This is a genomic window from Streptomyces sp. NBC_00178 (genome assembly GCF_036206005.1).
Classification (GTDB): domain Bacteria; phylum Actinomycetota; class Actinomycetes; order Streptomycetales; family Streptomycetaceae; genus Streptomyces.
In genome coordinates, this window is record NZ_CP108143.1 from 5,256,129 (window position 1) to 5,281,932 (window position 25,804).

A 25,804-nucleotide genomic window follows, 5' to 3' on the forward strand; every position below is an offset into this window, starting at 1 on the left:
CGCGTGATCCGGCCGTCGTCGTCCCGTGCACGCCGAGCGCCCGCCGTCCTCCCCCGGAGGGGAGGGCCGGCGGGCGCGCTCGGTTCGGACGGATCAGGCCTGCGGGGCGGCCTTGATGGCGGAGATGTCGAAGTTCAGCTTCACCTTGTCGCTGACCATGACACCACCGGTCTCCAGGGCGGCGTTCCAGGTCAGGCCCCAGTCGGACCGCAGGATGTCGGCGCTGCCCTCGAAGCCGACGCGCTCGTTGCCGTAGACGTCGGTGGCGGACCCGTTGAACTCCAGGTCGATGGAGAGCGGACGGGTGACGTCCTTGATCGTCAGGTCGCCGGTGATCCGGTAGGAGTCGCCGCCGAGCTGCTCGGCGTGCGTGGAGCGGAAGCTCATGAGCGGGAACTTCTCGGCCTCGAAGAAGTCGCCGCTGACCAGGTGGCCGTCACGGTCGGCGATGCCGGTGTCGACGCTGGAGATCTGGACGTCGATGGAGGCGGAGGAGGCGGCCGGGTTCGCGCCGTCCAGGGTGAGGGTGCCCTCGTGCTCACCGAAGGAGCCCCGCACGTTCGTGACCATGGCGTGGCGCACGGTGAAGCCGATGCTGCTGTGGCTGGGGTCGATCGTGTAGGTGCCGGTCAGTGCGGCCAGCGCGGGGTCCACGGCGAGGGTGGCGGTGGTGGACGGGGCGGCGCTCTTGCGGTTGAACAGGGCCATGGCTTCTCCTCGGGGCGGTTTCCGACGTGTTCGGTACGACAAACCGTCGACGGTTCGGTCGATCCGGTTTGGTTTAACCTTCAACGAGATTGACTGTAGCGGCTTTTTGTTCAATGTTCAACATCAAGGGTCCAGGCCGGTCCGAAAGTCGCTGGTCCGTGTCGCGAACCCGCCCCTGCCCCCTGGCGGACGCGCGTAGAGCTCGGGCACTATCTCCCTGCCCCGATAATTGTCATGAGCAGGAGGATCCCCCCATGCTGACCCGTCCCAGACTCCGCTCGGCCCTGACCGCCCTGGCCCTCGTCCTCGGCGCCCTCTTCGCGCCCGGCGTCGGCGTGCTCGGCGGCGGTGCGACCGAGGCGCACGCGGCCACGAAGCTCACCCACTCCCAGGCGACCTCCCGCTTCAGCTCCTCCGGCATCACGTGGTCGTCCTCGGGCGGGTGCTCCAACCGGAACGTCTCCACCTGCACGTCCTTCGACCAGCTCAACCTCGCCACGGCCCAGGGCGCCCAGACCCTCAAGAGCGCCACGGGCTGCGCACTCAACATCACCGGGGGCACCGAGACCGGCCACGCCGGCGGCACCTACTCGCACTGGAACGGCTACAAGCTCGACTTCGGCAAGACCACCTGCCTGACGAACTACGTGAAGGGCGTGTTCAGCTACATCGGCCTGCGCGGCGACGGAGCACCCCAGTACAAGTCCGGTTCGGGCAACATCTACGCGGACGAGGGCAACCACTGGGACGTGACGTACTACAACTGCGGCGGCTGCTGACGCACTCCCGCACGACGGCGCCCCCGCTCCGGCCCGGTGGCCGGGGCCGGGGCTGCGCCGGTTCCGGCCGTCCGGTGCCCGGGCGGCCGGGGGTCAGCCCAGGAGCGCGGGGAGGAGACCCGTGCCGAGGACACCGGCCCGGTCGACGGCGATCCGGCCCTCCTTCACGACCGCGAGGATGTGGGACGGCTCGCCCAGTGCCGCGATGTCGGTCAGGGGGTCGACGTCCGTGACCACCAGATCGGCGGCCTTGCCCGCCTCCAGCGTGCCGGTCAGCGCGTCGACCCCGCACAGCCGGGCGGCGTCACCCGTCGCCGAGACGATCGCCGCCATCGGGGTCAGCCCTCCGAGGTCCACCAGAAGCGCCAGTTCCCCGAGGTTCCGGCCGTGCCCCACCGCCAGGCCGCTGTCCGTACCCATCGCGATGCGGACGCCCGCCGCGGCCGACCGTGCCACCGACTCCTGGGCGATCCGGTGCCAGCGCACCCCCTTCTCGTACGCCGAGGGAGAGGTGCGCGCCGGGTCGAGATCCTGCGTCGTCTCCAGCAGGGTCGGCACGAGGTACTGGCCCCGGTCCACCATCTCCGCCCGCAGCTCGTCGTCCAGGGCGTAACCGTGCTCGATGCTGGTGACCCCCGAGCGCACGGCCGCCTCGATGCCGGGACGCCCGATGGCGTGCGCGGCGACCGGGAGGCCGCCGTAGGCCCGCGCCTCCTCGACCGCCGCCCTGATCATCTCCGGCCGCAGGCCCAGCCAGTCGGGCTGGTCGTGGGGCGAGGTGACGCCACCGCTGGTGGCGAGCTTGACGCAGTCGGCGCCCGCCGCGACGAGGTCGCGGACCCTGGCCCGCATGTCGTCGACGGACCCGACCAGGCTGGGCGGCGTCTCCGGGAAGCTGACGGCGACCGCCAGTCCGTCGATCCCCGAGGCGAGGGTGAAGTCGGCGTGACCGGCCCGCTGGCTGAGCATGGTGACGGACACCAGCAGCCGGGGCCCGGCGATCATCCGCTCCGCGACGGCCTGCCGGAACCCGGCGTCCAGACCCATCAGGTCCCGCGCGGTCGTCACCCCGTTCTCCAGGGTGACGCGCAGCCGGTCCAGCACCTTCAGCGTGCGGTAGGTCGGCAGCTCGTACAGGCCCTGGAGGGGATTGCCGGCAGGACCCGGCAGGGCGAAGTGCACATGGGTGTCGATGAAGCCGGGACACACGGTCCGCCCGCCCAGGCCCAGCCGCCGGGCCGGCGCCGGGTCCGCCGGCAGCAGCGCGGCGGGGCCGGCCCACCGGACCGTCGCCCCCTCGATCAGCAGCGCGGCATCCGGTACGGGCGCGGCCCCCGTTCCGTCGATCAGGCGCAGGTCCCGGAGGAGCACCAGGTCACGGGTGTCACCGGGGGGCGGTTCGGCGGGTGAGGGCATCTCACCACGATCCGCCCCGCGGTCCGGCCCCGCAGGCCGGACTGGGCCGCACGGGTGCCGGACACGGCCGGGGGGCGGGGTGCCGCGGATGCGCGGCGCCCCGCCCCCGGCGTCACGTGGCCGGTCAGGAGCCGACGCTCACCGTGAAGCGGCGCGGGTTCCCGTCGTGCGCGGCACCCGAGACGTCCGGCTCACCGTCGGGGCGCACGTCGTCGTAGGGGAACGCGTATCCGATGGGGGAGTTCGCGTGGACGACGCGTGACCAGTGGTTCGTCACGCCGCCCTTGTAGTAGTCCGCGACCGTGGTCCCGTTCGGCTGCTGCGGGTGACTGAGCATGATCGACCGGTTGAAGCCGGCCGCGATCCTGGCGAGCAGGGCCTTCTTGTCGTCGGAGTCACCCGGGTTGTTCGTGAAGGGCCCGTGGTTGCAGGTGAAGACGTCCTTGGACGTCGGCTTCACGAAGGTGTGCCCGCCCTCGAAGGTCAGCGTGTCGCCGCTGACCCGGCCCGCCAGGGTCCCCCGGCCGCCCTGCAGGTCGATCCGCAGATCCGTGGAGCGGTACTTCTCCCAGACCTGGTCGATCTGCGCGGTGAACAGGTCGCGGAAGGGCATCTGGTCGGGCCGGTCGAAGAACGGCGCCATCAGGTTCTGCGGGGAGACGACCCGCAGCACCTTGCCGTCCTGGCCCCGGGTCACCAGCTTGTCCCACGGCTGCCCGTCGGCCGCCGCCTGTGCCGTCAGGTCGTCCGCGATGCGCTGGACCGCGCCGTCCGGGAGCGGGGCCACGGTGTGCGTGGCGTCACCCTCCAGGGTCAGGCCGATCGGCAGCGCCGTCACCAGGTCGACGTAGCTGATGTTGGCGTAGAGCTGCTGGGGGTTGAAGGTGAACTCGCAGAACGACCAGGTGCGCCCGTAGTTGGGGTCCGTCGCCGTCGCGAAGGCGGGCTCGACCAGGGACGGGCCGGGGTTCAGGTAGAAGTCCAGCTTGTCGTCCCGCACGAAGTAGACCCGTGCCCCGTACATCTGCGGCAGCGTCAGGACGACCGGTCCGGCGCCCGCGGCCTTCAGCGGGATGGAGCAGTCGACCGGCAGGGGCGTCTGCGGGGCGCCGGGGGAGTCGGGGCGGTAGACGCCGCCGTCCGGGCGGAGCAGCACCCAGCGGTCGGTGCCCTGTTCGTGGCCGGTGACGTACGCACGCACGTTGCCGGGCAACGAGCGGTTCTCCAGGACCAGTTCGCAGGTCGCCGGAGCGGCCGACGTGCGCGGGCTGAGGGCGCTGCCCCAGACCGGATAGGTGAGCGCGGTCGCGGATGCGGCGGCGCCCGTCAGGAACATTCTGCGTGAAATCACGAGGGAACTCCCGGGATGTGGGGGGCCGCAGACAGGGCTGTGGGGGGTGGAGCGGGGGAAGCGGCCGTGGTTCGTCTGCGGTGCGCACTACTTTCGCGACGCCTCCCGCAAGCGTCAAGAGTTATGACTGAGAGCGCTCTCAAGAACGAGCCTTTCTTTACAACTCGACGTCTCCGAACGGGATTTCGCGACTCCTGGTCCTGGTTCGGATGCGTATGGTGAACAGGATCCGAACGCGCACCCGGTACGCCGACGGGACGTGGCGGCGGGCTCGACGGCGCGTCGGCGGGCGCGGATGCCGGGGGCGTGCGCCGGTGGGCGGGCCGCGCGGCGGGCGCAGGGGCACCCGGGCGGGCCGGCGTCGAGGGGCGGCTGGGGGCGGCCCATGGGTGGGACCCGTGGCCCGCCGTGCGCCCCGCGCCGACGATGCGGGACGTCACCTGTTCGAGGGGTGGCGCGCCGGACCCGCACCGGGTCGGGCCTCTGCCATTCTGGTGTCACCGGTCGGCCGCTTCGGTGGATCCGCGGCGTGGCGCGCGGGCCCCGATGTGTCCGGGGCCACATCGGGGGGTTTGTCGAGGCCCTACAAAGCGACAGCCCGCCGAGCTGGGGGATGGCCTGCATGGTGGGCGGGTTCTGTCAGGTGTTACCAGGAAACCGGGCAGGAGACTGTGTGGAGTGGACGGCTGTTTTGTGCTGTCGACTTCGTAGGGTCGATACATGACCGTTGTGGACGAAATCCAGGGCGAGCCGAGTGACACCCGTGGCCGTGTGGCCGAACTGCTGTCGCTGCGCGAGCAGGCCCGGCGTGGACCGAGCGACCGGGCGACCGAGGCGCAGCACGCCAAGGGCAAGCTGACGGCCCGCGAGCGCATCGCGCTCCTGCTGGACGAGGGATCGTTCAAGGAGGTCGAGCAGCTGCGCCGGCACCGGGCGACCGGATTCGGCCTGGAGACCAAGAAGCCGTACACCGACGGTGTCATCACCGGCTGGGGCACGGTCGACGGCCGGACGGTGTTCGTCTACGCCCACGACTTCCGCATCTTCGGCGGCGCGCTGGGCGAGGCCCACGCCACGAAGATCCACAAGATCATGGACATGGCCATCTCGGCCGGTGCCCCGCTGGTCTCGCTGAACGACGGCGCGGGGGCCCGCATCCAGGAGGGCGTGTCCGCGCTCGCCGGCTACGGCGGGATCTTCCAGCGCAACACCCGCGCCTCCGGTGTCATCCCGCAGATCTCGGTGATGCTCGGCCCGTGCGCGGGCGGCGCCGCCTACAGCCCGGCCCTCACCGACTTCGTCTTCATGGTCCGTGAGACCTCGCAGATGTTCATCACCGGCCCGGACGTCGTCAAGGCGGTCACCGGCGAGGAGATCACCCAGAACGGCCTCGGCGGCGCCGACGTGCACGCCGAGACCTCGGGCGTCGCGCACTTCGCGTACGACGACGAGGAGACCTGCATCGCCGAGGTCCGCTACCTCATCGGGATGCTGCCCTCCAACAACCGGGAGAACCCGCCGGTCCACCCGAGCGACGACCCGGCCGACCGGCGCGGCGACGTCCTGCTGGACCTGGTCCCCGCCGACGGCAACCGCCCGTACGACATGCACAAGGTCATCGAGGAGCTCGTCGACGACGGCGACTTCCTGGAGATCCACGAGCGCTGGGCCCGCAACATCGTCTGCGCCCTGGCGCGGCTCGACGGCCAGGTCGTCGGCATCGTGGCCAACCAGCCCCAGGCCCTCGCGGGTGTGCTGGACATCGAGGCGTCCGAGAAGGCCGCTCGTTTCGTCCAGATGTGCGACGCGTTCAACATCCCCATCGTCACTCTGCTGGACGTACCCGGCTTCCTGCCCGGCGTCGATCAGGAGCACGGTGGGATCATCCGCCACGGTGCGAAGCTCCTGTACGCGTACTGCAACGCGACCGTGCCGAGGATCTCGCTGATCCTGCGCAAGGCCTACGGAGGCGCGTACATCGTCATGGACAGCCAGTCCATCGGTGCGGACCTCACCTACGCCTGGCCGACCAACGAGATCGCGGTGATGGGCGCGGAAGGTGCCGCCAACGTCATCTTCCGCCGCCAGATCGCGGACGCCGAGGACCCCGAAGCCATGCGTGCCCGCATGGTCAAGGAGTACAAGGCCGAACTGATGCACCCCTACTACGCGGCCGAGCGCGGCCTGGTCGACGACGTCATCGACCCCGCCGAGACCCGCGAGGTGCTGATCGCCTCGCTCGCGATGCTCCGCAACAAGCACGCCGACCTGCCGTCCCGCAAGCACGGCAACCCGCCGCAGTAGTCGCGGCCGCAGCGGCCACCCCGCCCACGCCCGCGACCACCTGCCCAGAAGACGGAGACACCATGAGCGCCACCCCCGCCGATTCGGTCCTGCGCGTCGAGAAGGGCCACGCCGGCCCCGAGGAACTCGCCGCCATCACCGCGGTCCTGCTCGCCCGTGCGGCCGGCCGCACCGACGCACCCGTCCGCCACGGCCGTGACACGGCCGGATGGCGCCGGCTGGAGCGCACCCCTGGGTTCCGTGCTCCGCACAGCTGGCAGGGCTGAGAACGGCCGCTGAGGCCCGTCCCGAGGGCTCGGAAGAGTCCCTGACGCACGAAAGGCCCCGTACTCCTCAGGAGTACGGGGCCTTCGCCGTGCGGCGGCGGGATCAGCGCAGGCGGGCCATGAGGGCGTGCTCGACCAGGGTGATCAAGGCGCTCTTGGCGTCCGCGCGGTGGCGGGCGTCCGTCGTCAGGATCGGAGTGTCCGGGCCGATCTGGAGTGCTTCGCGTACTTCGTCGGGGGTGTAGGGCTGGTGTCCGTCGAAGCCGTTGAGGGCGATGACGAAGGGGAGGCCGCTGTTCTCGAAGTAGTCGACGGCGGGGAAGCAGTCGGCGAGGCGGCGGGTGTCGACGAGGACGACGGCGCCGATGGCGCCGCGGACCAGGTCGTCCCACATGAACCAGAAGCGGTCCTGTCCGGGGGTGCCGAACAGGTAGAGGATCAGGTCCTGGTCCAGGGTGATGCGTCCGAAGTCCATGGCCACCGTGGTGGTGGTCTTGTCCCCGGTGTGGGTCAGGTCGTCGATGCCCGCTGATGCGGACGTCATCACGGCTTCGGTGCGCAGCGGGTTGATCTCCGAGACGGCACCGACAAACGTGGTCTTACCCACGCCGAAGCCCCCTGCCACCACGATCTTCGCCGAGGTAGTGGAGCGGGCTGCTCCGCCGCTAGAGCTTGCGAAGTCCACTGAGCACCCTTTCGAGCAGTGTCACGGCTGGTTGGCCGCCGGCGGCCTCGTCGCCGCCGGGCTGATGAATAGCGACGAGTCCGGCCTCTGCCAGGTCGGCGACGAGGATCCGGGCAACGCCGAGGGGGATCGAGAGCAGGGCCGAGATCTCGGCCACCGACTTGATCTCGATGCAGAGCCGGCAGATCCGCTGGTGCTCGGGCAACTGCCCTTGCAGCCGGGCCGGATCGGCCGTGGTGCTGACCAGCGCCTCGATGGCGAGCTGGTAACGCGGCCGGGTCCGGCCGCCGGTCATGGCGTACGGACGGACCAGCGGGTTGTGCGCCGAGGGCTTCGCAGGCGCGGGCGCCTGCCGCTGGACCGGCTGGATGCGGGGCGGCGGTGCCTCGAACCGCTGCGGCGGCCGCTGTTCGTGCTGCGGCTGCTGCTGATACGGAGGCTGCTGCTGCGGCCACCCGGGATCGGGCTGCTGCTGCCACTCGCCGCCCTGCTGGGACTGCTGGTAGGGCTGATACGGCTGGTAAGGGTCTTGCGGACCCTGTCTGCCGGGCATGGAGGGGGTGTTGTAGCGGTTGTCACCCTGCTCACCCGGGACCCGCTGACCGCCCTCGTACGGGTGTCCGCCTGTGGGTGTTGCCACGTTTCCTCCTCCGACTGCCGGTCGCCATCCCAGTGGTGCCGCGCCACCGCACCTTATGGCGCGGTGACGAGAAACGCACTGTCTGTCTATTAGTTAAGAAGACTTCCCTGCAGCTCGGCGCGGAGATCCGGGGTGAGGACACTTCCTGCACGGTCTACGAGAAGTGCCATTTCGTACCCAACCAGGCCGATGTCGGCATCCGGGTGGGCGAGAACGGCGAGTGACGAACCGTCGGAGATGGACATGAGGAAGAGAAATCCTCGCTCCATCTCCACAACGGTCTGATTCACGGCACCGCCTTCGAAGATCCTGGAAGCACCCGCCGTCAGCGACGTCAGCCCGGAGGCGACGGCCGCCAGCTGATCGGCGCGGTCACGCGGGAAACCTTCGGACATCGCCAGCAGGAGTCCGTCGGCGGAGACCACCACCGTGTGGGACACCCCGGGGGTGCTGTCCACGAAGTTGGTGATCAACCAGTTGAGATTCTGCGCCGCCTGGCTCATCGGGCTCACACTAACGCTCCTGGTTGTAGGTATTACTTGTGTCCGACCCCGCGGTACGTCCCCGCAGGACCCCGCGCCGCAGGTTGCTCAACCTGCCGCGCACGTCCTCCGGAGCGCGGGAGACCTGGGGGCCGCCCTGCTGGGTCTGCTCCGCAGTGCCCTCGACCAGATTGGCCTTGGGCACGCGCCGGGGGAGTCCGGACGGGGTGACCCCGCCCGCCTTCGGGTCCCGGAGCTTCTCGGCCCGCTCCCAGCGCTCGTCGTTCGCCGAACGCCAGTCGTCGCCGTTGTCGTCGGAGGCCTCCGCCTGCCGCTGCGGAGCCTCCGGCCGCTGCCGCTGTTCCGGCACCGCGGGCTGATCGTTTCCGCGGCCGGTCGGCTGCCAGTGCTGCTGGCCCGCGCCACGCCGCGGGAGACCCGCTTCGGTCAGGTCGTGACCGGCGCTGGGGGTGGGGCCCGGGCGGTCGAAGCCTACGCGCTCCGCCTCCTCGGCGGGAGCGCTCGGCGCAGATTCCGTTTCGGACTGCACCTGAGGCTCGTACGAACCCTGATAGGAACTCTGAGCTGCCCATTCACCTTGCTGGGACTGATCACCCAGCGGTGCGAACTGCTCGGAGTACTGTCCCTGCGGGCTGTCCTGGGCCGGGTAGCCGGATTCCGCATAGCCGTTCTGCTGCGGCTCCTGATACCCGTTCCCCGCGGCGTACGGCTCGAAGCCGGCCTCGTAGGCGGGCTGTGCGTACTCCTGCTGCCCCTGGGCGTACTGCTCGGGCGCGTACTGCTCCTGGGCGTACTGGCCCTGGACCTGTCCCTGGCCGTACTGCTCCTGCGGGAAGCCCTGCTGCTGCGCGTCCTGCTGGGGGAAGCCCTGCTGTGCGGCGCCGCCACCCTGGAAGTCCGGGCGCTCGCCGCCGGTCTGCGCCTCCAGAGCGGCACGCCGCTCCTCCCGCATCAGCGAACGGTTGACCGGGTCCAGCTGCGGGGAGTCCGCCGCCGGGGTGTCGTAGCGGGAGTCGTCGAAGCCGAGCTCCGCCGCCGTACGCATCGGGAGCGGCTGCGGCATCGGGTCGAACGCGGCCGCCTGCTGCTGCTCGGGGATGATCGAGGAGACCGTGAAGTCCCCGTCGGCCGAGGAGTCGCCACCGCCACCGTGGGTGATGGGGTCCGGCAGCATGACCAGCGACGTGGTGCCCGCCTGCTCGCCCGAGGGGCGCAGCTGCACACGGATGCCGTGCCGGTCGGCGAGCCGGCCGACCACGAACAGACCCATGCGCTGGGACACCGCCGCGTCCACGGTCGGCGGGTTGGCCAGCTTGTGGTTGATGTCGGCGAAGTCCTCGGCGGTGAGGCCGATTCCCTTGTCGTGGATCTCGACCATGACACGCCCGTCGGGCAGCCGGGTCGCGGTGACGCGGACCTTGGTCTGCGGCGAGGAGAAGGTGGTCGCGTTCTCCAGCAGCTCGGCCAGCAGGTGCACGAGGTCGGTCACGGCCTGGCCGTGGATCTCGCTCTCCGGTACACCGGTGAGCTCGATGCGCTCGTAGGACTCGACCTCGGACGAGGCGGCGCGCAGCACGTCGACCAGCGGAACCGGCTGGTTCCAGCGGCGGCCGGGCTCCTCGCCCGCGAGGACGAGGAGGTTCTCGCCGTTGCGGCGCATGCGGGTGGCCAGGTGGTCCAGCTTGAAGAGGCTCTCCAGCTGGTCCGGGTCCGCCTCGTTGTTCTCCAGGTCGGTGATGAGGGTCAGCTGGCCCTCGATGAGCGACTGGTTGCGGCGCGACAGGTTGGTGAAGATCGCGTTGACGTTGCCCCGGAGCATGGCCTGTTCGGCCGCGAGCCGTACCGCCTCGCGGTGCACCTGGTCGAAGGCGCGGGCGACCTCGCCGATCTCGTCCTGGCTGTTGATCGGGATGGGCTGCACCCGGGTGTCCACCCGGCCGGGCTCGGTCCGTGACAGCTGGTCGACGAGCATCGGGAGCCGCTGCTCGGCGATGCCGAAGGCGGCCGTACGCAGCTGGCGCATGGAGCGGCTCATCTGGCGGGCCATGAGCCCGGCGATGATGAAGGCGGCCAGCAGCGCGACGATCACGATCGCGGCGTTGAGGATGGCGTCGTTCCTGGCGTCGGTGGAGATCTCCGCCGCCTCGGTCACCGCCTTGTCGACGAGCTCGTTCTCGACGGTGGTGTAGCCGTCGAACTTCGCGGTCGCCGCCGCCATCCAGGTCTCGGGCGTGATGCCCTTGGCCTTCAGCTCGTCGGGCTGCTTGCCCTGGCCGATCTGCTGGGCCATGCCGTCGAACACCGAACCGTCGATGCTTGGGGGTGAGACGAAGGGCTTCCCCGCGGCCTTCGCCTGGGCCTTGGCGGCCTTCAGCTGCTCGGCCCCCTCGGCGGCCTTGCCGGCCATGACCTCCTTGAGGCGGGCCGCGTCCGCGCCGGTGCCTCCGGAGACGAACTCACCGAGGGCGATCTGCTCCAGGTAGTTGTACGAGCTGAACGCCGTGACCTGGCCGTTGAAGTTACGTTCCTCCTGGCTCGGCCGGACCAGCAGGTGCATGCCGATCGAGCGCTGAAGCGATTCTGCGGCCTTGGCCAGCTCGATCGCGTACACGGTCCGGCCGTAGCTCGTGATGTTGCCGGTGCCCAGGCCGAGCTCGTTGGAGAACTCCATGAGCGAGTGCTGGACCTTGGTGTAGCCCTCTTCCGTCTTCACCGGGTCCATGGCCTCGGCGTAGGCGGCCTTGCGCAGTTCGGGGAGGAGCGGCTCCTCCACCTTGAACAGCTTCAGGCGGCGGTCGAGGCCTTCCTTGTCCGGCATGTTCTGCACGGCCGCGTCGAACTTCGCGGCGGCGGCGTCGGTCGTGGCCCGCACCTCCTCGACCTCGGAGGCGGTGCGCTTGTTGGACAGCAGCGGCTGGGCGGTGAGGTCACGCTCGTTCAGCAGCGCCTGTCCGTACGCGGCGGCCGCTCGGACGACCAGGGCCGTCTTCTCGGCGTCCTGGGCTTCGTTCCAGGTGTCGACCGACCCCTTCACCTGGAAGCCGCCCATGACCAGGCCGACCAGCGCGGGTATCAGGAGAATCGCGTTCAGCCGGGTGGGGACCCGCCAGTTGCGCGGTGACAACCGGCTCGTGCTGCCACCCGCCGGCTCCGCCTCGGACGTGTCCGAAGGCGACACCGCGGCGCGCGGCGGGGTGAAGTTGCCCCGCTCCGGCTGCGCTGCGGAGCCCTCGTTGCTTCGCCTCACTCGACCAACAACCTCTCGGCGTCGGCACCTACGTTGTGCCGGATTATCGTTCAGGGGGCCGTACTACTCGGTAGTTCGAGGCATTGCAGCACGCGGACGGGTCGCGTTCCAAACAGTCGGAATCTTTAATTCCGAGTGACCTCCGCCAAAGATAAAACGGGCATAAAGAGCGAGCCCCGTCAAAAGGCGGGGCTCGCGTGCGCGCAGCGGCACCGGGCGTACGCGCCGGGTGGCGATGGCGGGGCAATTCACTGTCGAAATGTTATGAACGCGGGGGCGGATCGTGTCAAAGGACACAGCCCGCCCCCGTGCGCCTACAGCAACTTCCGTAGATCAATACGGACTTACGGCTACTTCAACCGGGCCATGAGGGCGTGCTCGACCAGGGTGATCAGGCCGCTCTTGGCGTCCGCGCGGTGGCGGGCGTCCGTGGTGATGATCGGAGCGTCGGGGCCGATCTGGAGTGCTTCGCGTACTTCGTCGGGGGTGTAGGGCTGGTGTCCGTCGAAGCCGTTGAGGGCGATGACGAAGGGGAGGCCGCTGTTCTCGAAGTAGTCGACGGCGGGGAAGCAGTCGGCGAGGCGGCGGGTGTCGACGAGGACGACGGCGCCGATGGCGCCGCGGACCAGGTCGTCCCACATGAACCAGAAGCGGTCCTGTCCGGGGGTGCCGAACAGGTAGAGGATCAGGTCCTGGTCCAGGGTGATGCGTCCGAAGTCCATGGCCACCGTGGTGGTGGTCTTGTCCCCGGTGTGGGTCAGGTCGTCGATGCCCGCCGATGCGGACGTCATCACGGCTTCGGTGCGCAGCGGGTTGATCTCCGAGACGGCACCGACAAACGTGGTCTTACCCACGCCGAAGCCCCCTGCCACCACGATCTTCGCCGAGGTGGTGGCGCGGGCCGTACCGCCGCTAGAGCTTGCGAAGTCCACTGAGCACCCTTTCGAGCAGTGTCACATCCGGCGCGCCGCCGGCCTCTCCATTGCCCGGCTGGTGGATGGCCACCATGCCGGCTTCCGCCAGGTCCGCCACGAGGATCCGCGCCACACCCAGGGGCATGGAGAGGAGGGCCGAGACCTCGGCCACCGACTTGACCTCACGGCAGAGGTGGCAGATCCGCTGGTGCTCGGGGAGCAGCGTCCCGAGGTGGGCGGGGTCTGCCGTGGTGCTGACCAGCGCCTCTATGGCGAGCTGGTAACGCGGCCGGGTCCGGCCGCCGGTCATTGCGTACGGACGGACCAGCGGCTGGTCGCCTTCACCGTCGTACGACGCGTGGTGCAGTGCGCCGTACGGATCCGGTGAGGCGGGTGGCGGGGTCATAAATCCTCCGGGCGTGACAGCAGGGGGTCGGCCTGCGGTCTGAAGGTGGCCGGTGGGGGGCTCGTGCGGCCGGATGGGTGAGGGTTTTGAGTAGTACCTGGGGGGATCGTGTCAGGCGTCTGCCGCATGGCCGGCTAGTGGAGCAGACTGCCTTGTAGCTCGGCGCGGAGATCCGGGGTGAGGACGGTCCCCGCGCGGTCGACGAGAAGGGCCATCTCGTAGCCGACCAGACCGATGTCCGCGTCCGGGTGGGCGAGGACGGCGAGTGACGATCCGTCGGAGATGGACATGAGGAAGAGGAAACCCCTCTCCATCTCCACGACCGTCTGGCTCACGGCGCCGCCTTCGAAGATCCGGGAGGCCCCCGCCGTCAGCGACGTCAGCCCGGAGGCGACGGCCGCCAGCTGATCGGCGCGGTCGCGCGGGAAACCTTCGGACATCGCCAGCAGCAGGCCATCCGCGGAGACCACCACCGTGTGGGACACCCCTGGGGTGTTGTCCACGAAGTTGGTGATCAGCCAGTTCAGATTCTGCGCGGCCTGACTCATGGGGCTCAACTAACGCTCCTGCTGGTGAGTGGGGCCGAGATGGAAACTGCCGGTAGACGAGCCGTTGTTGGCCTGTCGTCCCTGCTGGATGCCCCGGCGGAGATTGGTCAGACGGCCGCGTACGTCATCGGGCGCACGCGAAACCTGGGGTCCGGACTGATGATTCTGCTGCTGAGCGGTGCCCGGTACCAAATTGGCACGTGGGACCCTGCGGGGCAGCCCGGACGTGGTGATCCCGCCCGCGGCGGGCTTCTTGACCCGCTCCGCCTGCCGCACGAGCTCGTCGTTGGGCGAAGCGCGCCAGGAACTTGTGACGCCCGGGTCGGCGGCACCACGCCGCGGCATGGGCGGAGCCGGGTTGCCGACCGGCTGCTGGGGAACGGCCGGTGCCTGCGGCTCGGCGGCGGGCGGCTGCTGGCCACCCTGCTGCGGGCCGTGGAACCAGTTCGTCTCCAGCGTGTCGAACAGCGGTGTACGACCGTCACCCGGACCGGCGGGCGGCAGTACCTCGTGCTGCTGCGGGAGCGCCGGACGCTGCGGCAGTTCACCGGCGTGAGGGGCCGGGTGCCGCGGTGCGCCGAAGCCGGCGTCGTCCTGCCGCTGCGGCGCGGGCATCTGCGGAGCCTGGGCGCCGTAGCCCTGGCCCTGCGGCATCGGCGCGTCGAAGTCCGGGCGGGCGAACTGCGCGGTGCTCGCCGCGTCCGGGACCTGCGGCGCCTGCGGCGCGGAGAAGTCCGGGCGGGCGAACTCGGCCGTGGCGCCGTATCCCTGACGGTCGTTCACCGGCGGGTGCTGGTGCTGCGGGCTGAACTGCTGGTTCGGGGCGGCGCTGCCCGGCCGCGCGAAGCGCCCGGAGTCCGCGTCCTCGTGACCGCGCGGGACGTCCGGCTGCGGACGCCGCGGGGCGCCCTGCTCCTCGACGCCCCAGTTCGGGGTCTGCGGCTGCTGGTTGCCGCCGGGCAGCTCGGCCCGCGGTCCACCGGACGGCGGGAGCTGGCGGCCGGGGCCACCGGGCTGCTGCGGGGCGCCCTGGCCGAACTGGGCCTGCTGCGGCTGCGGAGCCTGCCGGGCGGGCGGGCCGCTCTGCTGGCCCGTCTGCGATCCGGAGTGACCGAAGAGGTTCGGCCGGTTCGGGTCCGACCCCGCCTGTCCGTCCTGCGGTCCGCGTGCGCCCATGCGGGCGCCGCCGCCGAAGGCTCCGGAGAGTCCGCCGCCCTGACGCGGTGCCTCGGGGCGGCCCTGGTTCGGCATGCCGGGGGGCTGCTGGTTGCCGAACTGCTGACCGTTGCCCTGCTGCGGCTGGCGGGGTCCGCCGTCACGCGAGGGCAGCGCGGCCCGCGGGCCGGAACCCGCGCCGACCTGTCCGAGCGGAGCGGACGAGCCCAGGCCCTTGGCGGGAGACCCCGAGGGGCCCGCGAGGCCGGGGCGCTGTCCGCCGCCGGGAGCACCGCCGGCGAGGAGGCCGCCGGGTGCGCCGCCCTGCTGGCCGTTGCTCTGCTTCGGCGGCTGCTTGCCGCCGTGCGCGACCTCCATGGGCAGCATGACGAGCGCGGTCGTGCCACCGGAGTCGGAGGGGCGCAGCTGGATCCGGATGCCGTGTCGCAGGGACAGGCGGCCGACCACGAACAGACCCATGCGGCGTGACACCGAGACGTCCACGGTCGGCGGCGAGGCCAGCCGCTCGTTGATCGCGGCCAGGTCCTCGGGGGAGAGGCCGATGCCGGTGTCGTGGATCTCGACGAGCACACGGCCGTCGGGGAGGGCGTGACCGGTGACGCGGACCTTCGTCTGCGGCGAGGAGAACGACGTGGCGTTCTCCAGCAGCTCGGCGAGCAGGTGCACGAGGTCGTTGACGACGCGGCCGGCGACCTCGGTGGCGGGCACCGCGGCCAGTTCGATGCGCTCGTACTGCTCCACCTCGGAGGCGGCGGCGCGGAGCACGTCGACCAGCGGCACGGGACGCGTCCACCGGCGGCCGGGCTCCTCACCCGCGAGGACGAGGAGGTTCTCACCGTTCCGGCGCATACGGGTCGCGAGGTGGTCGAGCTTGAAGAGGGAGGACAGCTGGTCCGGGTCGGCCTCGCGGGACTCCAGTTCGGAGATGAGCGAGAGCTGACGCTGGATGAGGCCCTGGCTGCGGCGCGAGAGGTTGGTGAACATCGCGTTGACGTTCCCTCGCAGCAGCGCCTGCTCGGCGGCCAGTCGGACCGCCTCGCGGTGCACGTCGTCGAAGGCCGCGGCCACCTTGCCGATCTCGTCGCGGGAGTGGACACCGACCGACTCGACGGTGGTGTCGACCTCCTGCGGGTCCGTCTCGGAGAGCTGCCTGACGAGCTCGGGCAGACGGTCCTGGGCGACGCGCGTCGCGGTGTCCTGCAGGCGGCGCAGCGAGCGGATCATGGACCGCGCCACGACGAAGGCGCCGACCAGCGACACACCGAGGACGAGGAGGATGATCGCACCGTTGATGATGGCGTCGCGCTGCGACTCCTCACGGAGCTCACGGGCCTTGCTCTCCATGTCACCGAGGAGCGTCTCCTCGATGGTCTTCATGGCCTGGATCTTGTTGGAGCTCTGGTCGTACCAGTCCATGTAGGTACGCGGCTTGTTGCCGGCCATGCCCAGCGGGCTGTCGAGCACCTTCTTCGCGTAACTGTCGGCGGCCTTGATCTCGGGGTTGCCGTTGTCCAGCGGCGCGAGGAGATCGGTGGAGCTCTTGCCCGTCGACTCGTAGGTGGACTCGAACGTCTGGAGGGTCGTCTCGGCCTTGTGGAGCGCGTTACGGCCGAACGCCTGGTCGTTCGGCTCCAGGTGGCTCTCGTCGCTGTCACCGCCCGGGAGGGCCGCGGCGATGATCGCGCGCTCGACCGAGGCGTACTCCTTGGAGGAGGAGAAGGCGGCCAGGGCCCGGGTGCGCTTGATCATCTCCGGGTTGCTGGTGGCCTGCGCCATGTCCTGGGAGAGGCTCAGCAGGGAGGTGATCAGCTGGCTGTACTGGTCGATCGTGTTGAGGCTCGGCGAGCCCTTGGCGTACGCGTCCTTGCGGATGCTCGTGATGTTGCCGAGCTGGTTGCTGATCTGGCTGACGCTCGTGTGGATGCTGTCCAGTGCCGCGTCGCCCGGCGTGTTGCGGATCTCGTCGGTGGCCTCGAGGAAGGCCTGCTCGGCACGGTCGGTGCGCTTGCGGGGCTCGGTGACCTTGAAGTCGGTGGCCTTCACGCCGTTCGACAGCGGGCCGGCCGACTTGTCGCGCTCCTCCTGGAGCGCGATCGCGAGCGCGGTCGCCTGCTTCGTCATCTTGGTGAGCAGCTGCATGTGCTCCAGCTGGTCGATGTCGTTCATCGACTGGTTGATGCGCAGCCCGCCCAGGGTGGTCGCGGCGACCACGGGGAGGGCGAGCAGGGACACCAGACGCGTGCTGATGCGCCAGTTGCGCAGCGCCATGCGTGAGCCGGTGCTGCTGGGGCCGGCCGGCTTCACGGGCGACGTGACGTCCGCACCCGCGCCGTTCTGGTCCGGGTTCTGGGCGCCGGAGCGCTGTGCCCGGTCGCCGCCGTCACCGGCCGCGCCGGGATTCTGGGCGTGCTGGGGTGAGGCGCCGCGGTCGTTCCCGCCGCGCGGCTCCTGATCCGCCGGAGTTTCCCCTCGGCCCTGGCGGGGCTGGGGCGACCCCATGCCATCCCTCTTGAAACGTCCCTGCACTAGCGTCGCAACCTCTGGACCAGGCGTCCCTCCGCGCGTGGCGCGGCAGGACGGTGTCGGCGTCGTGGGGCGCTGGACGCGCCCCATGGTGGTCGTGAGTGACCGGCGTACTTCCCCCTCCCGCCGCCACTCGGCGCTGCGTTGCGCCCCTGCGCGCTGGGCCTGAAACCCGCGGCGGTGCGTGGAATTCCAGCACAGTGGAGGATCTCCAACAAGGCCCGTGTACCGGGCTGTGACCTGTATGACACGGTGTGATGGCCGGGTAACAAGGCGTGGATCGTGTTCAGGGTCAAAAGGGGTGAATGGGGGTGTCGTCGAGGGGGGTGAGGGGTGTCCCAGACGACATGATCGGGAGCGGAATGCCAGATTCAGTGACGGATTGTCCTCTTTGCCTCACGCGACCGGCTGTCCGCGATGAGCGGTTTGTCACTCACTTCGTGAGCAAACTCACATGATGATCGACGTCTCTTCCCGGCCCGGCCGGGGAATCGGATGTTTAGCCTGGCGCTTTACAGGGATAGCGAATCCGACAACCGGCGCCCCTCCCGGCGGCGCCCCGGCGGCAAGGGCCCATACGGCAGATGAAGACGACGATGACGTTCCGCAACATTGCCAACCCCCGGCGCACCACGCTGGCGCACCTCGACGGCGCCGGGGCACTGCACACGCCGGAACAGCCGGAGCACGCCGTCGACCTGCCGACGCAGACGGCCAACCCCCGCCGCACCATCCTCATGGAGGCCCCGGTCACGACCGCCGGCTGACGGGCCGCCCGACGCCGGCGCCGCCCGACCCGCGGTCACCGCGCCGGCACCCGTGCCCCCGTACCCGAGCCCCCGCAGCCCGGCTGCGGGGGCTCACGTGTGCCCGCGTCGGCCCGCCCCGGGCGGCGCCCGTAATGGGGGCAAAGCCCGCCGGGCGAGGCGATAGCCTGGAGCGTCAGTCTTCAGCCAGCAAGTGAGGGGCTACAGCTTCCCGTGCGCATCGCCAGGTTCTCCATCGACGGCAATGTCGCCTTCGGCGCGGTCGAGGGCGACAGCCCCGACAGCCTCGTCCTCGACATCATCAAGGGCATCCCGTACGCCGACTTCGAACTCTCCGGGACCAAGGTCCCGCTGAAGAAGGTCCGGCTGCTCCCGCCCGTGCTTCCGAACAAGGTCGTGGCCATCGGCCGTAACTACGCGGAACACGCCGCCGAGATGGGCAACGAGGTCCCGGACGTCCCCGTGACCTTCTTCAAGCCCACCACCTCGGTGATCGGCTCGGGCGACGCCATCGAGTACCCCTCGTTCTCCGACGAGCTGCACTACGAGGCGGAACTCGCCGTGGTGATCGGGCGCATGTGCCGCGAGGTTCCGCGCGAGCGGGTCAAGGACGTCGTCCTCGGCTACACCTGCGCCAACGACGTCACGGCCCGGGACGTCCAGCGGCGCGAGAGCCAGTGGGCCCGCGCGAAGGGCTTCGACACCGCCTGCCCCCTCGGCCCCTGGGTGGAGACCGACGTCGACCCCGGCAACCTGGCCATCCAGGCCACGGTCAACGGCGAGCAGCGACAGCTCGGCCGGACCAGCGACATGATCCGCTCCGTCGAGGACCTGGTCGTCCACATCACGGAGGCCATGACGCTCCTCCCGGGCGACGTGATCCTGACGGGGACCCCCGCGGGCGTCGGACCCCTGCACGTCGGCGACGAGGTCGCCGTCACCATCGAAGGCATCGGCACTCTCACCAACAAGGTGATCAAGCGTGGTTAACGGACCTGCCCCCAAGCTCTCAGCTCCGTCCGAGCAGGGGGTAACCCCTCGCGTACGTTTCTGTCCCTCCCCGACCGGCAACCCCCACGTGGGCCTGGTCCGGACGGCCCTCTTCAACTGGGCCTTCGCCCGGCACCACCAGGGCACCATGGTGTTCCGCATCGAGGACACCGACGCGGCCCGCGACTCCGAGGAGTCGTACACGCAGCTGCTCGACTCGATGCGCTGGCTCGGCCTCGACTGGGACGAGGGCCCCGAGACAGGCGGCCCGCACGAGCCCTACCGCCAGTCGCAGCGGATGGACATCTACAAGGACGTCGCCGAGAAGCTCCTGGCCGCCGGCTACGCGTACCCCTGCTACTGCACCACCGAGGAGCTCGACGCCCGCCGCGACGCCGCACGCGCCGCCGGCCGGCCCTCGGGCTACGACGGCCACTGCCGTGACCTGAGCGACGAGCGGAAGGCGGCGTACGAGGCCGAGGGCCGCACCTCGATCGTCCGCTTCCGGATGCCCGACGAGGCGATCACCTTCACCGACCTCGTCCGCGGCGACATCACCGTCCAGCCGGAGAACGTCCCGGACTACGGCATCGTCCGCGCCAACGGCGCGCCCCTCTACACGCTCGTCAACCCGGTCGACGACGCGCTGATGGAGATCACCCATGTCCTGCGCGGCGAGGACCTGCTCTCCTCCACCCCGCGCCAGATCGCCCTGTACCGGGCGCTCATCGAGCTGGGCATCGCCAAGGACACCCCGGCCTTCGGCCACCTGCCGTATGTCATGGGCGAGGGCAACAAGAAGCTCTCCAAGCGCGACCCGCAGGCCTCACTCAACCTGTACCGCGAGCGCGGGTTCCTCCCCGAGGGCCTGATCAACTACCTCTCGCTGCTGGGCTGGTCCATCGCCGAGGACCGCGACATCTTCGGGCGCGACGAGCTGGTGGCGGCGTTCGACATCGCGGACGTCAACGCCAACCCGGCGCGCTTCGACCTCAAGAAGGCCGAGCACATCAACGCCGAGCACCTGCGGATGCTCGACGTGAAGGCCTTCACCGAGGCGTGCGGCCCCTGGCTGAAGGCCCCTTTCGCGCCCTGGGCCCCGGAGGCCTTCGACGCGGAGCAGTTCGCCGAGATCGCCCCGCACGCGCAGACGCGCGTCACCGTCCTCTCGGACATCACGGCCAACGTGGACTTCCTCTTCCTGGACGAGCCCGTCCACGACGAGGCGTCCTGGACGAAGGCCATGAAGGAGGGCTCCGACGCCCTGCTCGTCACGGCCCGGGCCGAGCTGACCGCGGCCGAGTGGAACGCCGAGGCCCTCAAGACGGCGGTGCTGACCGCCGGTGAGAAGCACGGACTGAAGCTCGGCAAGGCGCAGGCCCCGGTCCGCGTCGCCGTCACCGGCCGCACGGTCGGCCTGCCGCTCTTCGAGTCCCTGGAGATCCTGGGCCGCGAGAAGACGATCGCCCGGATCGACGCGGCGCTGGCGAAGCTCGCGGCGTAGCGCCTCGCGGTGCCGCGGTGGGCGGCCACGGGTACTCCCGTGGCCGCCCACCGGCGTTTCCGGGACCGCCGGCGTTCATGACCGCGCCCGTGTCGTCCGGTCGGCCCGCATCGGAGGCACGGCGCGGGTAGGTTCGCCGGTATGGCCATCCGCGCGGTTCTCTGGGACGTCGACGACACGCTCTTCGACTACGCGGGCTCGGACCGCACCGGTCTCCTCGCGCACCTGCGGGCGGAGGGCCTGCCCGACGACGGCGAGGACCACCACGCCCGGTGGATGAGCATCGCGTCGGTCCACTGGGCGCGGGTCGCCGCCGGCGAGTCCGACTGGCACGCGCACTGCCGGGACCGGGTCAGGGACTTCCTCGGCCGGGACCTGGGCGACCGGGAGGCCGATGCCTGGTTCACCCGCTACACGGGGCACTACGAGCGCTCCTGGACGCTCTTCCCCGACACGCTGCCCGTACTGGACGCCCTGGCGGACACGCACCGGCACGCCGTGCTGTCGAACTCCTCGGTCGGCCACCAGGAGCGCAAGCTGCGGGCGCTCGGCGTGCGCGACCGCTTCGAGGTCCTGCTGTGCGCGCGGGAGCTGGGCGTCTACAAGCCGGACGCCAGGGCCTTCCTCGCGGCGTGCGAGGCGATGGAACTCGATCCGCACGAGGTGGTCTACGTGGGGGACGAGCCCGACATCGACGCCGCCGGAGCCGTGGCGGCCGGGCTGACCGGTGTCTGGCTGGACCGCGGGGGCAGAGGCGGACGGCCCGAACTCGTCCGGATCACGGGCCTCGGCGAACTCCCCGGGCTGCTGGCGGGCCATACCCGTTTTGGAGCGCCGGACACCTTCGGGTAATGTTCTTCCTGCGCCGCCCGAGCGGGACGGAAGTCCGGCCGGGAAGCGCAGACAGAAACAGAACCCTCAGGGGTTGCGTTTCAGTGGGCTATGGTGTAATTGGCAACACTACGGTTTCTGGTACCGTCATTCTAGGTTCGAGTCCTGGTAGCCCAGCGCAAGACCACGTAGCAAGCCCCCGTTGTGTAGCGGCCTAGCACGCTGCCCTCTCACGGCAGTAGCGCCGGTTCGAATCCGGTCGGGGGTACAGATCCTTCCCGCGAGAACATCTGGGTCGCACCCACGTTCTTGATGCAGGATCGCTAGGGCCCCCGTTGTGTAGCGGCCTAGCACGCTGCCCTCTCACGGCAGTAGCGCCGGTTCGAATCCGGTCGGGGGTACTTGTCACACCATGGGCTATGGTGTAATTGGCAACACTACGGTTTCTGGTACCGTCATTCTAGGTTCGAGTCCTGGTAGCCCAGCGCACGTCAGCAGTAACCACGCCCCCGTTGTGTAGCGGCCTAGCACGCTGCCCTCTCACGGCAGTAGCGCCGGTTCGAATCCGGTCGGGGGTACAACAGAGCAGCAGGAGAAGGGCCCTTCACTTCGGTGAGGGCCCTTTTTCATACCCGTACGCCGACGGCCTGCCGGCTTCCTCCGCAGCGTACGGCTTCGTCGCGCCCCGTCGTTGTGCCGCCATCTCCTCCACGGGAGAGGCGTCTTGGGTAGGGCGCCCGACCGCGCAGGGTGTCCGGGGCGGAGGAGGGCCGCGCCGAGGGGCGGTCAACGGGCTGGGCGCGGCGGAGAGTTCGCGTACGGGCGCGGAGGAGCGTCATGAACTCCGGGAGAAGGCACCGGAGGTTCCCGTACCGGGAGCGCACACCGGACTGGAAGGGGGCCGCCACGGCGCTGGGGCGGCCGGAGGAGAGGGAGTCGGACCCGGGAGGTCTCAGCCGGTGCGGCGCAGGGCCTCGCTCAGCCGTGCGGCCGAGTCGATGACGGCCTGGGCGTGCATCCGCCCCGGGTGGCGGGTGAGACGCTCGATCGGCCCGGAGACCGACACCGCGGCCACCACCCGGTTCGACGGGCCGCGGACCGGGGCCGAGACGGAGGCCACGCCCGGCTCGCGTTCGCCGATGGACTGGGCCCAGCCGCGCCTGCGCACACCCGACAGGGCGGTCGCGGTGAAGCGGGCACCCTGCAGGCCCCGGTGCAGTCGCTCCGGCTCCTCCCAGGCCATCAGGATCTGCGCGGACGAGCCGGCCTTCATGGTGAGCGTGGAGCCGACCGGCACCGTGTCCCGCAGACCCGACAGCCGCTCCGCGGCGGCCACGCAGATCCGCATGTCGCCCTGCCGACGGTAGAGCTGAGCGCTCTCGCCGGTGATGTCGCGCAGATGCGTGAGTACCGGGCCGGCCGTCGCCAGGAGGCGGTCCTCGCCGGCCGCCGCCGCGAGCTCCGACAGCCGGGGACCGAGAATGAAACGGCCCTGCATGTCCCTCGCCACCATGCGGTGGTGTTCGAGTGCCACGGCGAGTCTGTGTGCCGTCGGCCTTGCGAGCCCTGTCGCCGCGACCAGCCCGGCGAGGGTGGCCGGACCGGACTCCAGGGCGCTCAATACCAGAGCTGCCTTGTCGAGAACGCCGACGCCGCTAGAGTTGTCCATACGACGATACTCCCGTCTCACTCTGTGAAACGCAAGTTCAATTTTCCCCAGAAGTTGCGAACCTGTACGAGCGGCCTTACCTGGGCTCGCAGCCACCGCCCCGCTCGGGGGTCCGGACGGCGGCACCCGAATCTCTAGTTGGGCCGGCGAAGATGCCGGCCGGAGGGAAAGCGATGGGTAGGACACTCGCGGAGAAGGTCTGGGACGACCATGTCGTCCGGCGCGCCGATGGCGAGCCCGACCTCCTCTTCATCGATCTGCACCTGCTGCACGAGGTGACCAGCCCGCAGGCGTTCGACGGTCTGCGCCAGGCCGGCCGCCCGGTCCGGCGTCTCGACCTCACCATCGCCACCGAGGACCACAACACCCCGACCCTCGACATCGACAAGCCGATCGCCGACCCCGTCTCCCGCGCCCAGCTGGAGACCCTCCGCAAGAACTGCGCGGACTTCGGAGTCCGGCTGCACCCGCTGGGAGACGTCGAGCAGGGCGTCGTCCACGTGGTCGGCCCCCAGCTGGGCCTGACCCAGCCGGGCACCACCGTGGTCTGCGGCGACTCGCACACCTCCACCCACGGAGCCTTCGGCGCGCTGGCCTTCGGTATCGGCACCAGCCAGGTCGAGCACGTCCTGGCCACCCAGACGCTGCCCCTGGCCCGCCCCCGGACGATGGCGATCACCGTCGAGGGCGAACTCCCCGACAGCGTCACCGCCAAGGACCTGATCCTGGCCATCATCGCCCGCATCGGCACCGGCGGCGGCCAGGGCTACATCCTCGAATACCGCGGTCCCGCCATCGAGAAGCTCTCGATGGAGGCCCGGATGACGATCTGCAACATGTCGATCGAGGCCGGGGCCCGCGCCGGGATGATCGCCCCGGACGAGACCACCTTCGACTACCTGCGGGGCCGCGACCACGCGCCCGAAGGCGCGGAGTGGGACGCCGCGGTGGAGTACTGGAAGACGCTGCGCACCGACGACGACGCCGTCTTCGACGCCGAGGTCGTCATCGACGGCCCGTCGCTCGCGCCGTTCGTCACCTGGGGCACCAACCCGGGCCAGGGCGCGCCCCTGTCGGCCGCCGTCCCCGACCCGGCTTCGTACGAGGACGCCTCGGAGCGGCACGCCGCCGAAAAGGCGCTCGAGTACATGGGGTTGACCGCGGGCCAGCCGCTGCGCGAGATCAGCGTGGACACCGTGTTCGTGGGTTCGTGCACCAACGGGCGTATCGAGGACCTGCGCAACGTTGCCTCGATCATGGACGGCCGCAAAGTCGCCGACGGGGTACGGATGCTGGTCGTGCCGGGTTCCGTCCGGGTCGCCCTGCAGGCCGTCGAGGAGGGCCTGGACAAGGTCTTCACCGCCGCCGGCGCCGAATGGCGGCACGCGGGCTGCTCGATGTGCCTCGGCATGAACCCCGACCAGCTGGCCCCCGGCGAGCGCTCCGCCTCCACCTCGAACCGGAACTTCGAGGGCAGGCAGGGCAAGGGCGGCCGCACCCATCTGGTCTCCCCGCAGGTCGCCGCCGCGACCGCCGTGCTGGGCCACCTGGCCTCGCCGGCCGATCTGTCCGACGTCCGTACGCCCGCCGGAGTCTGAGAGCCATGGAAGCATTCACCGCACACACCGGCCGGGTCGTCCCGCTGCGGCGCAGCAACGTCGACACCGACCAGATCATCCCGGCCCACTGGCTGAAGAAGGTCACCCGCGACGGCTTCGAGGACGGACTCTTCGAGGCCTGGCGCAAGGACGGGGACTTCGTCCTCAACCGCCCGGAGCGCGAGGGCGCCTCGGTCCTGGTCGCGGGCCCCGACTTCGGCACGGGCTCCTCCCGCGAGCACGCGGTCTGGGCCCTGCAGAACTACGGTTTCAAGGCCGTCATCTCCTCCCGGTTCGCCGACATCTTCCGCGGCAACTCCCTGAAGAACGGTCTCCTGACCGTCGTCCTCGACCAGGCGGTCGTGGACAGCATCTGGGAGCTGACCGAGGCCGATCCGACGGCCGAGGTGACTGTCGACCTCGAGAAGCGCCAGGTGCTCGCCGAGGGCATCACGGCCGACTTCGAACTCGACGAGAACGCCCGCTGGCGGCTGCTGAACGGGCTGGACGACATCAGCCTCACCCTTCAGAACGAAGCGGACATTGCGACTTACGAGGCGGCCCGGCCGTCGCACAAGCCGCGCACGATCGACGCCTGAGCAGCGCTTTTCCCGAACTGCGCCCCCTGTCCCCGGACAGGGGGCGCAGTCGCTTGTTGAGACCCCCTCGGGCGACAACTCGCCCCAGATGGCACAATCGGTGCATGGAACGCGACAGCCAACTCGAGCTCTATGGACTCGTCGCCGACCGATTGAAGGAAGCGCACGCAAAGGTGCGCGCACTGCAAGTCCCGGAGGGCGTAAGGATGGCGCTGTCCCGGAAGCTGATGGTCGTCACGGCCGCGGCTAAGCACGATCTCCCAGGCGCGGCACGGCGTCTGGACCGGTTGATGAAGGACCTCGATGAGGGCCGATTCCCCGAAGGTGACTGACTCTGCGGACAGCGCAGCGGTCGACTTCGTTGCGGCACTAGGGTGATT

General features: G+C 70.2%; 22 protein-coding genes and 5 tRNA genes. 15 read left to right on the forward strand and 12 right to left on the reverse strand.

Annotation, left to right across the window (positions count from 1 at the left end; translation table 11 throughout):
• Positions 1 to 93: 93 nt before the first annotated feature.
• Positions 94 to 708: a YceI family protein gene (locus OHT61_RS23135; protein ID WP_329040853.1), complete on the reverse strand. Its 615-nt coding sequence runs from the start codon at positions 706 to 708 to the stop codon at positions 94 to 96.
• Between the two features lie 254 nt (positions 709 to 962).
• On the opposite strand from OHT61_RS23135, the gene OHT61_RS23140 reads away from it, so the two are divergent.
• Positions 963 to 1,487, forward strand: a complete 525-nt coding sequence (locus OHT61_RS23140) for a hypothetical protein (protein ID WP_329040855.1) — start codon at positions 963 to 965, stop codon at positions 1,485 to 1,487.
• Positions 1,488 to 1,580: 93 nt separating this feature from the next.
• Here the strand turns inward: OHT61_RS23140 and OHT61_RS23145 are convergent, their stop codons facing one another.
• The gene (locus tag OHT61_RS23145) at positions 1,581 to 2,903 is read right to left on the reverse strand and encodes a metal-dependent hydrolase family protein (protein WP_329040856.1); all 1,323 of its coding nucleotides are present in this window, start codon (positions 2,901 to 2,903) and stop codon (positions 1,581 to 1,583) included.
• Positions 2,904 to 3,027: 124 nt separating this feature from the next.
• Positions 3,028 to 4,239 carry a glycoside hydrolase family 64 protein gene (locus OHT61_RS23150; RefSeq protein ID WP_329043373.1) on the reverse strand — a complete coding sequence of 404 codons (1,212 nt, stop codon included), beginning with the start codon at positions 4,237 to 4,239 and terminating at the stop codon, positions 3,028 to 3,030.
• 735 nt (positions 4,240 to 4,974) lie between these two features.
• Between OHT61_RS23150 and OHT61_RS23155 the strand changes: the two genes are divergently transcribed.
• The gene (locus tag OHT61_RS23155; protein ID WP_329040857.1) at positions 4,975 to 6,558 is read left to right on the forward strand and encodes an acyl-CoA carboxylase subunit beta; all 1,584 of its coding nucleotides are present in this window, start codon (positions 4,975 to 4,977) and stop codon (positions 6,556 to 6,558) included.
• A 62-nt stretch (positions 6,559 to 6,620) separates the two neighbouring features.
• Positions 6,621 to 6,824, forward strand: a complete 204-nt coding sequence (locus OHT61_RS23160; RefSeq protein WP_329040859.1) for an acyl-CoA carboxylase subunit epsilon — start codon at positions 6,621 to 6,623, stop codon at positions 6,822 to 6,824.
• Between the two features lie 103 nt (positions 6,825 to 6,927).
• On the opposite strand, the gene OHT61_RS23165 is transcribed toward OHT61_RS23160, so the two are convergent.
• The 8 genes from OHT61_RS23165 to OHT61_RS23200 all read right to left on the reverse strand — a co-directional run bounded on the left by OHT61_RS23165 (position 6,928) and on the right by OHT61_RS23200 (position 17,442).
• Entirely contained in the window at positions 6,928 to 7,509 is a 582-nt protein-coding gene (locus tag OHT61_RS23165) for a GTP-binding protein (RefSeq protein ID WP_014048542.1), read from the reverse strand.
• Positions 7,490 to 8,149: a DUF742 domain-containing protein gene (locus OHT61_RS23170; protein ID WP_329040860.1), complete on the reverse strand. Its 660-nt coding sequence runs from the start codon at positions 8,147 to 8,149 to the stop codon at positions 7,490 to 7,492. Before OHT61_RS23170 ends, OHT61_RS23165 begins: the two co-directional genes overlap by 20 nt.
• Positions 8,150 to 8,238: 89 nt before the next feature.
• On the reverse strand, positions 8,239 to 8,652 hold the full coding sequence (locus tag OHT61_RS23175) for a roadblock/LC7 domain-containing protein (RefSeq protein ID WP_327114137.1): 414 nt from the start codon (positions 8,650 to 8,652) through the stop codon (positions 8,239 to 8,241).
• A gap of 10 nt (positions 8,653 to 8,662) precedes the next feature.
• Complete coding sequence (locus OHT61_RS23180) at positions 8,663 to 11,899, reverse strand: nitrate- and nitrite sensing domain-containing protein (RefSeq protein ID WP_329040862.1); 3,237 nt, start codon at positions 11,897 to 11,899, stop codon at positions 8,663 to 8,665.
• A 350-nt stretch (positions 11,900 to 12,249) separates the two neighbouring features.
• Complete coding sequence (locus tag OHT61_RS23185) at positions 12,250 to 12,831, reverse strand: GTP-binding protein (protein WP_015611636.1); 582 nt, start codon at positions 12,829 to 12,831, stop codon at positions 12,250 to 12,252.
• On the reverse strand, positions 12,812 to 13,219 hold the full coding sequence (locus tag OHT61_RS23190; RefSeq protein ID WP_003966010.1) for a DUF742 domain-containing protein: 408 nt from the start codon (positions 13,217 to 13,219) through the stop codon (positions 12,812 to 12,814). Before OHT61_RS23190 ends, OHT61_RS23185 begins: the two co-directional genes overlap by 20 nt.
• 134 nt (positions 13,220 to 13,353) lie before the next feature.
• On the reverse strand, positions 13,354 to 13,767 hold the full coding sequence (locus tag OHT61_RS23195) for a roadblock/LC7 domain-containing protein (protein ID WP_006127850.1): 414 nt from the start codon (positions 13,765 to 13,767) through the stop codon (positions 13,354 to 13,356).
• Between the two features lie 9 nt (positions 13,768 to 13,776).
• Positions 13,777 to 17,442, reverse strand: a complete 3,666-nt coding sequence (locus tag OHT61_RS23200; RefSeq protein ID WP_329040863.1) for a nitrate- and nitrite sensing domain-containing protein — start codon at positions 17,440 to 17,442, stop codon at positions 13,777 to 13,779.
• A gap of 608 nt (positions 17,443 to 18,050) precedes the next feature.
• Between OHT61_RS23200 and OHT61_RS23205 the strand changes: the two genes are divergently transcribed.
• The 9 genes from OHT61_RS23205 to OHT61_RS23245 all read left to right on the forward strand — a co-directional run bounded on the left by OHT61_RS23205 (position 18,051) and on the right by OHT61_RS23245 (position 22,136).
• Positions 18,051 to 18,233 (forward strand): hypothetical protein, encoded by a 183-nt coding sequence (locus tag OHT61_RS23205; protein WP_329040865.1) that lies wholly within the window; start codon positions 18,051 to 18,053, stop codon positions 18,231 to 18,233.
• Between the two features lie 213 nt (positions 18,234 to 18,446).
• The gene (locus tag OHT61_RS23210; protein WP_329040866.1) at positions 18,447 to 19,223 is read left to right on the forward strand and encodes a fumarylacetoacetate hydrolase family protein; all 777 of its coding nucleotides are present in this window, start codon (positions 18,447 to 18,449) and stop codon (positions 19,221 to 19,223) included.
• Positions 19,216 to 20,727: a glutamate--tRNA ligase gene (gene gltX / locus OHT61_RS23215; protein WP_329040867.1), complete on the forward strand. Its 1,512-nt coding sequence runs from the start codon at positions 19,216 to 19,218 to the stop codon at positions 20,725 to 20,727. Before OHT61_RS23210 ends, gltX begins: the two co-directional genes overlap by 8 nt.
• A 141-nt stretch (positions 20,728 to 20,868) precedes the next feature.
• On the forward strand, positions 20,869 to 21,579 hold the full coding sequence (locus OHT61_RS23220; RefSeq protein ID WP_329040868.1) for an HAD family hydrolase: 711 nt from the start codon (positions 20,869 to 20,871) through the stop codon (positions 21,577 to 21,579).
• 84 nt (positions 21,580 to 21,663) lie between these two features.
• Positions 21,664 to 21,735, forward strand: a tRNA-Gln gene (locus tag OHT61_RS23225).
• 18 nt (positions 21,736 to 21,753) lie between these two features.
• Positions 21,754 to 21,826: transfer RNA gene (locus tag OHT61_RS23230), tRNA-Glu, on the forward strand.
• 60 nt (positions 21,827 to 21,886) lie between these two features.
• Positions 21,887 to 21,959 (forward strand) — tRNA-Glu (locus OHT61_RS23235).
• Positions 21,960 to 21,971: 12 nt separating this feature from the next.
• Positions 21,972 to 22,043: transfer RNA gene (locus OHT61_RS23240), tRNA-Gln, on the forward strand.
• Between the two features lie 20 nt (positions 22,044 to 22,063).
• A tRNA-Glu gene (locus OHT61_RS23245) sits at positions 22,064 to 22,136 on the forward strand.
• A gap of 374 nt (positions 22,137 to 22,510) precedes the next feature.
• Here OHT61_RS23245 and ndgR read toward each other — a convergent pair.
• Entirely contained in the window at positions 22,511 to 23,227 is a 717-nt protein-coding gene (gene ndgR / locus OHT61_RS23250) for an IclR family transcriptional regulator NdgR (RefSeq protein ID WP_003966003.1), read from the reverse strand.
• 173 nt (positions 23,228 to 23,400) lie between these two features.
• Between ndgR and leuC the strand changes: the two genes are divergently transcribed.
• The 3 genes from leuC to OHT61_RS23265 all read left to right on the forward strand — a co-directional run bounded on the left by leuC (position 23,401) and on the right by OHT61_RS23265 (position 25,756).
• Positions 23,401 to 24,825 (forward strand): 3-isopropylmalate dehydratase large subunit, encoded by a 1,425-nt coding sequence (gene leuC, locus OHT61_RS23255; protein ID WP_329040869.1) that lies wholly within the window; start codon positions 23,401 to 23,403, stop codon positions 24,823 to 24,825.
• A gap of 5 nt (positions 24,826 to 24,830) precedes the next feature.
• On the forward strand, positions 24,831 to 25,424 hold the full coding sequence (gene leuD, locus OHT61_RS23260; protein ID WP_329040871.1) for a 3-isopropylmalate dehydratase small subunit: 594 nt from the start codon (positions 24,831 to 24,833) through the stop codon (positions 25,422 to 25,424).
• A gap of 104 nt (positions 25,425 to 25,528) precedes the next feature.
• Positions 25,529 to 25,756, forward strand: a complete 228-nt coding sequence (locus OHT61_RS23265; protein WP_329040872.1) for a hypothetical protein — start codon at positions 25,529 to 25,531, stop codon at positions 25,754 to 25,756.
• The last annotated feature ends 48 nt before the right edge of the window (positions 25,757 to 25,804 follow it).

Coding starts and splice junctions, on each gene's coding strand:
- OHT61_RS23135 (WP_329040853.1), bottom strand. CDS start 708: ATGGCCCTGTTCAACCGCAAGAGCGCCGCCCCGTCCACCACCGCCACC.
- OHT61_RS23140 (WP_329040855.1), top strand. CDS start 963: ATGCTGACCCGTCCCAGACTCCGCTCGGCCCTGACCGCCCTGGCCCTC.
- OHT61_RS23145 (WP_329040856.1), bottom strand. CDS start 2,903: ATGCCCTCACCCGCCGAACCGCCCCCCGGTGACACCCGTGACCTGGTG.
- OHT61_RS23150 (WP_329043373.1), bottom strand. CDS start 4,239: ATGTTCCTGACGGGCGCCGCCGCATCCGCGACCGCGCTCACCTATCCG.
- OHT61_RS23155 (WP_329040857.1), top strand. CDS start 4,975: ATGACCGTTGTGGACGAAATCCAGGGCGAGCCGAGTGACACCCGTGGC.
- OHT61_RS23160 (WP_329040859.1), top strand. CDS start 6,621: ATGAGCGCCACCCCCGCCGATTCGGTCCTGCGCGTCGAGAAGGGCCAC.
- OHT61_RS23175 (WP_327114137.1), bottom strand. CDS start 8,652: ATGAGCCAGGCGGCGCAGAATCTCAACTGGTTGATCACCAACTTCGTG.
- OHT61_RS23190 (WP_003966010.1), bottom strand. CDS start 13,219: ATGACCCCGCCACCCGCCTCACCGGATCCGTACGGCGCACTGCACCAC.
- OHT61_RS23195 (WP_006127850.1), bottom strand. CDS start 13,767: ATGAGTCAGGCCGCGCAGAATCTGAACTGGCTGATCACCAACTTCGTG.
- OHT61_RS23200 (WP_329040863.1), bottom strand. CDS start 17,442: ATGGGGTCGCCCCAGCCCCGCCAGGGCCGAGGGGAAACTCCGGCGGAT.
- OHT61_RS23205 (WP_329040865.1), top strand. CDS start 18,051: ATGAAGACGACGATGACGTTCCGCAACATTGCCAACCCCCGGCGCACC.
- OHT61_RS23220 (WP_329040868.1), top strand. CDS start 20,869: ATGGCCATCCGCGCGGTTCTCTGGGACGTCGACGACACGCTCTTCGAC.
- ndgR (WP_003966003.1), bottom strand. CDS start 23,227: ATGGACAACTCTAGCGGCGTCGGCGTTCTCGACAAGGCAGCTCTGGTA.
- leuC (WP_329040869.1), top strand. CDS start 23,401: ATGGGTAGGACACTCGCGGAGAAGGTCTGGGACGACCATGTCGTCCGG.
- leuD (WP_329040871.1), top strand. CDS start 24,831: ATGGAAGCATTCACCGCACACACCGGCCGGGTCGTCCCGCTGCGGCGC.
- OHT61_RS23265 (WP_329040872.1), top strand. CDS start 25,529: ATGGAACGCGACAGCCAACTCGAGCTCTATGGACTCGTCGCCGACCGA.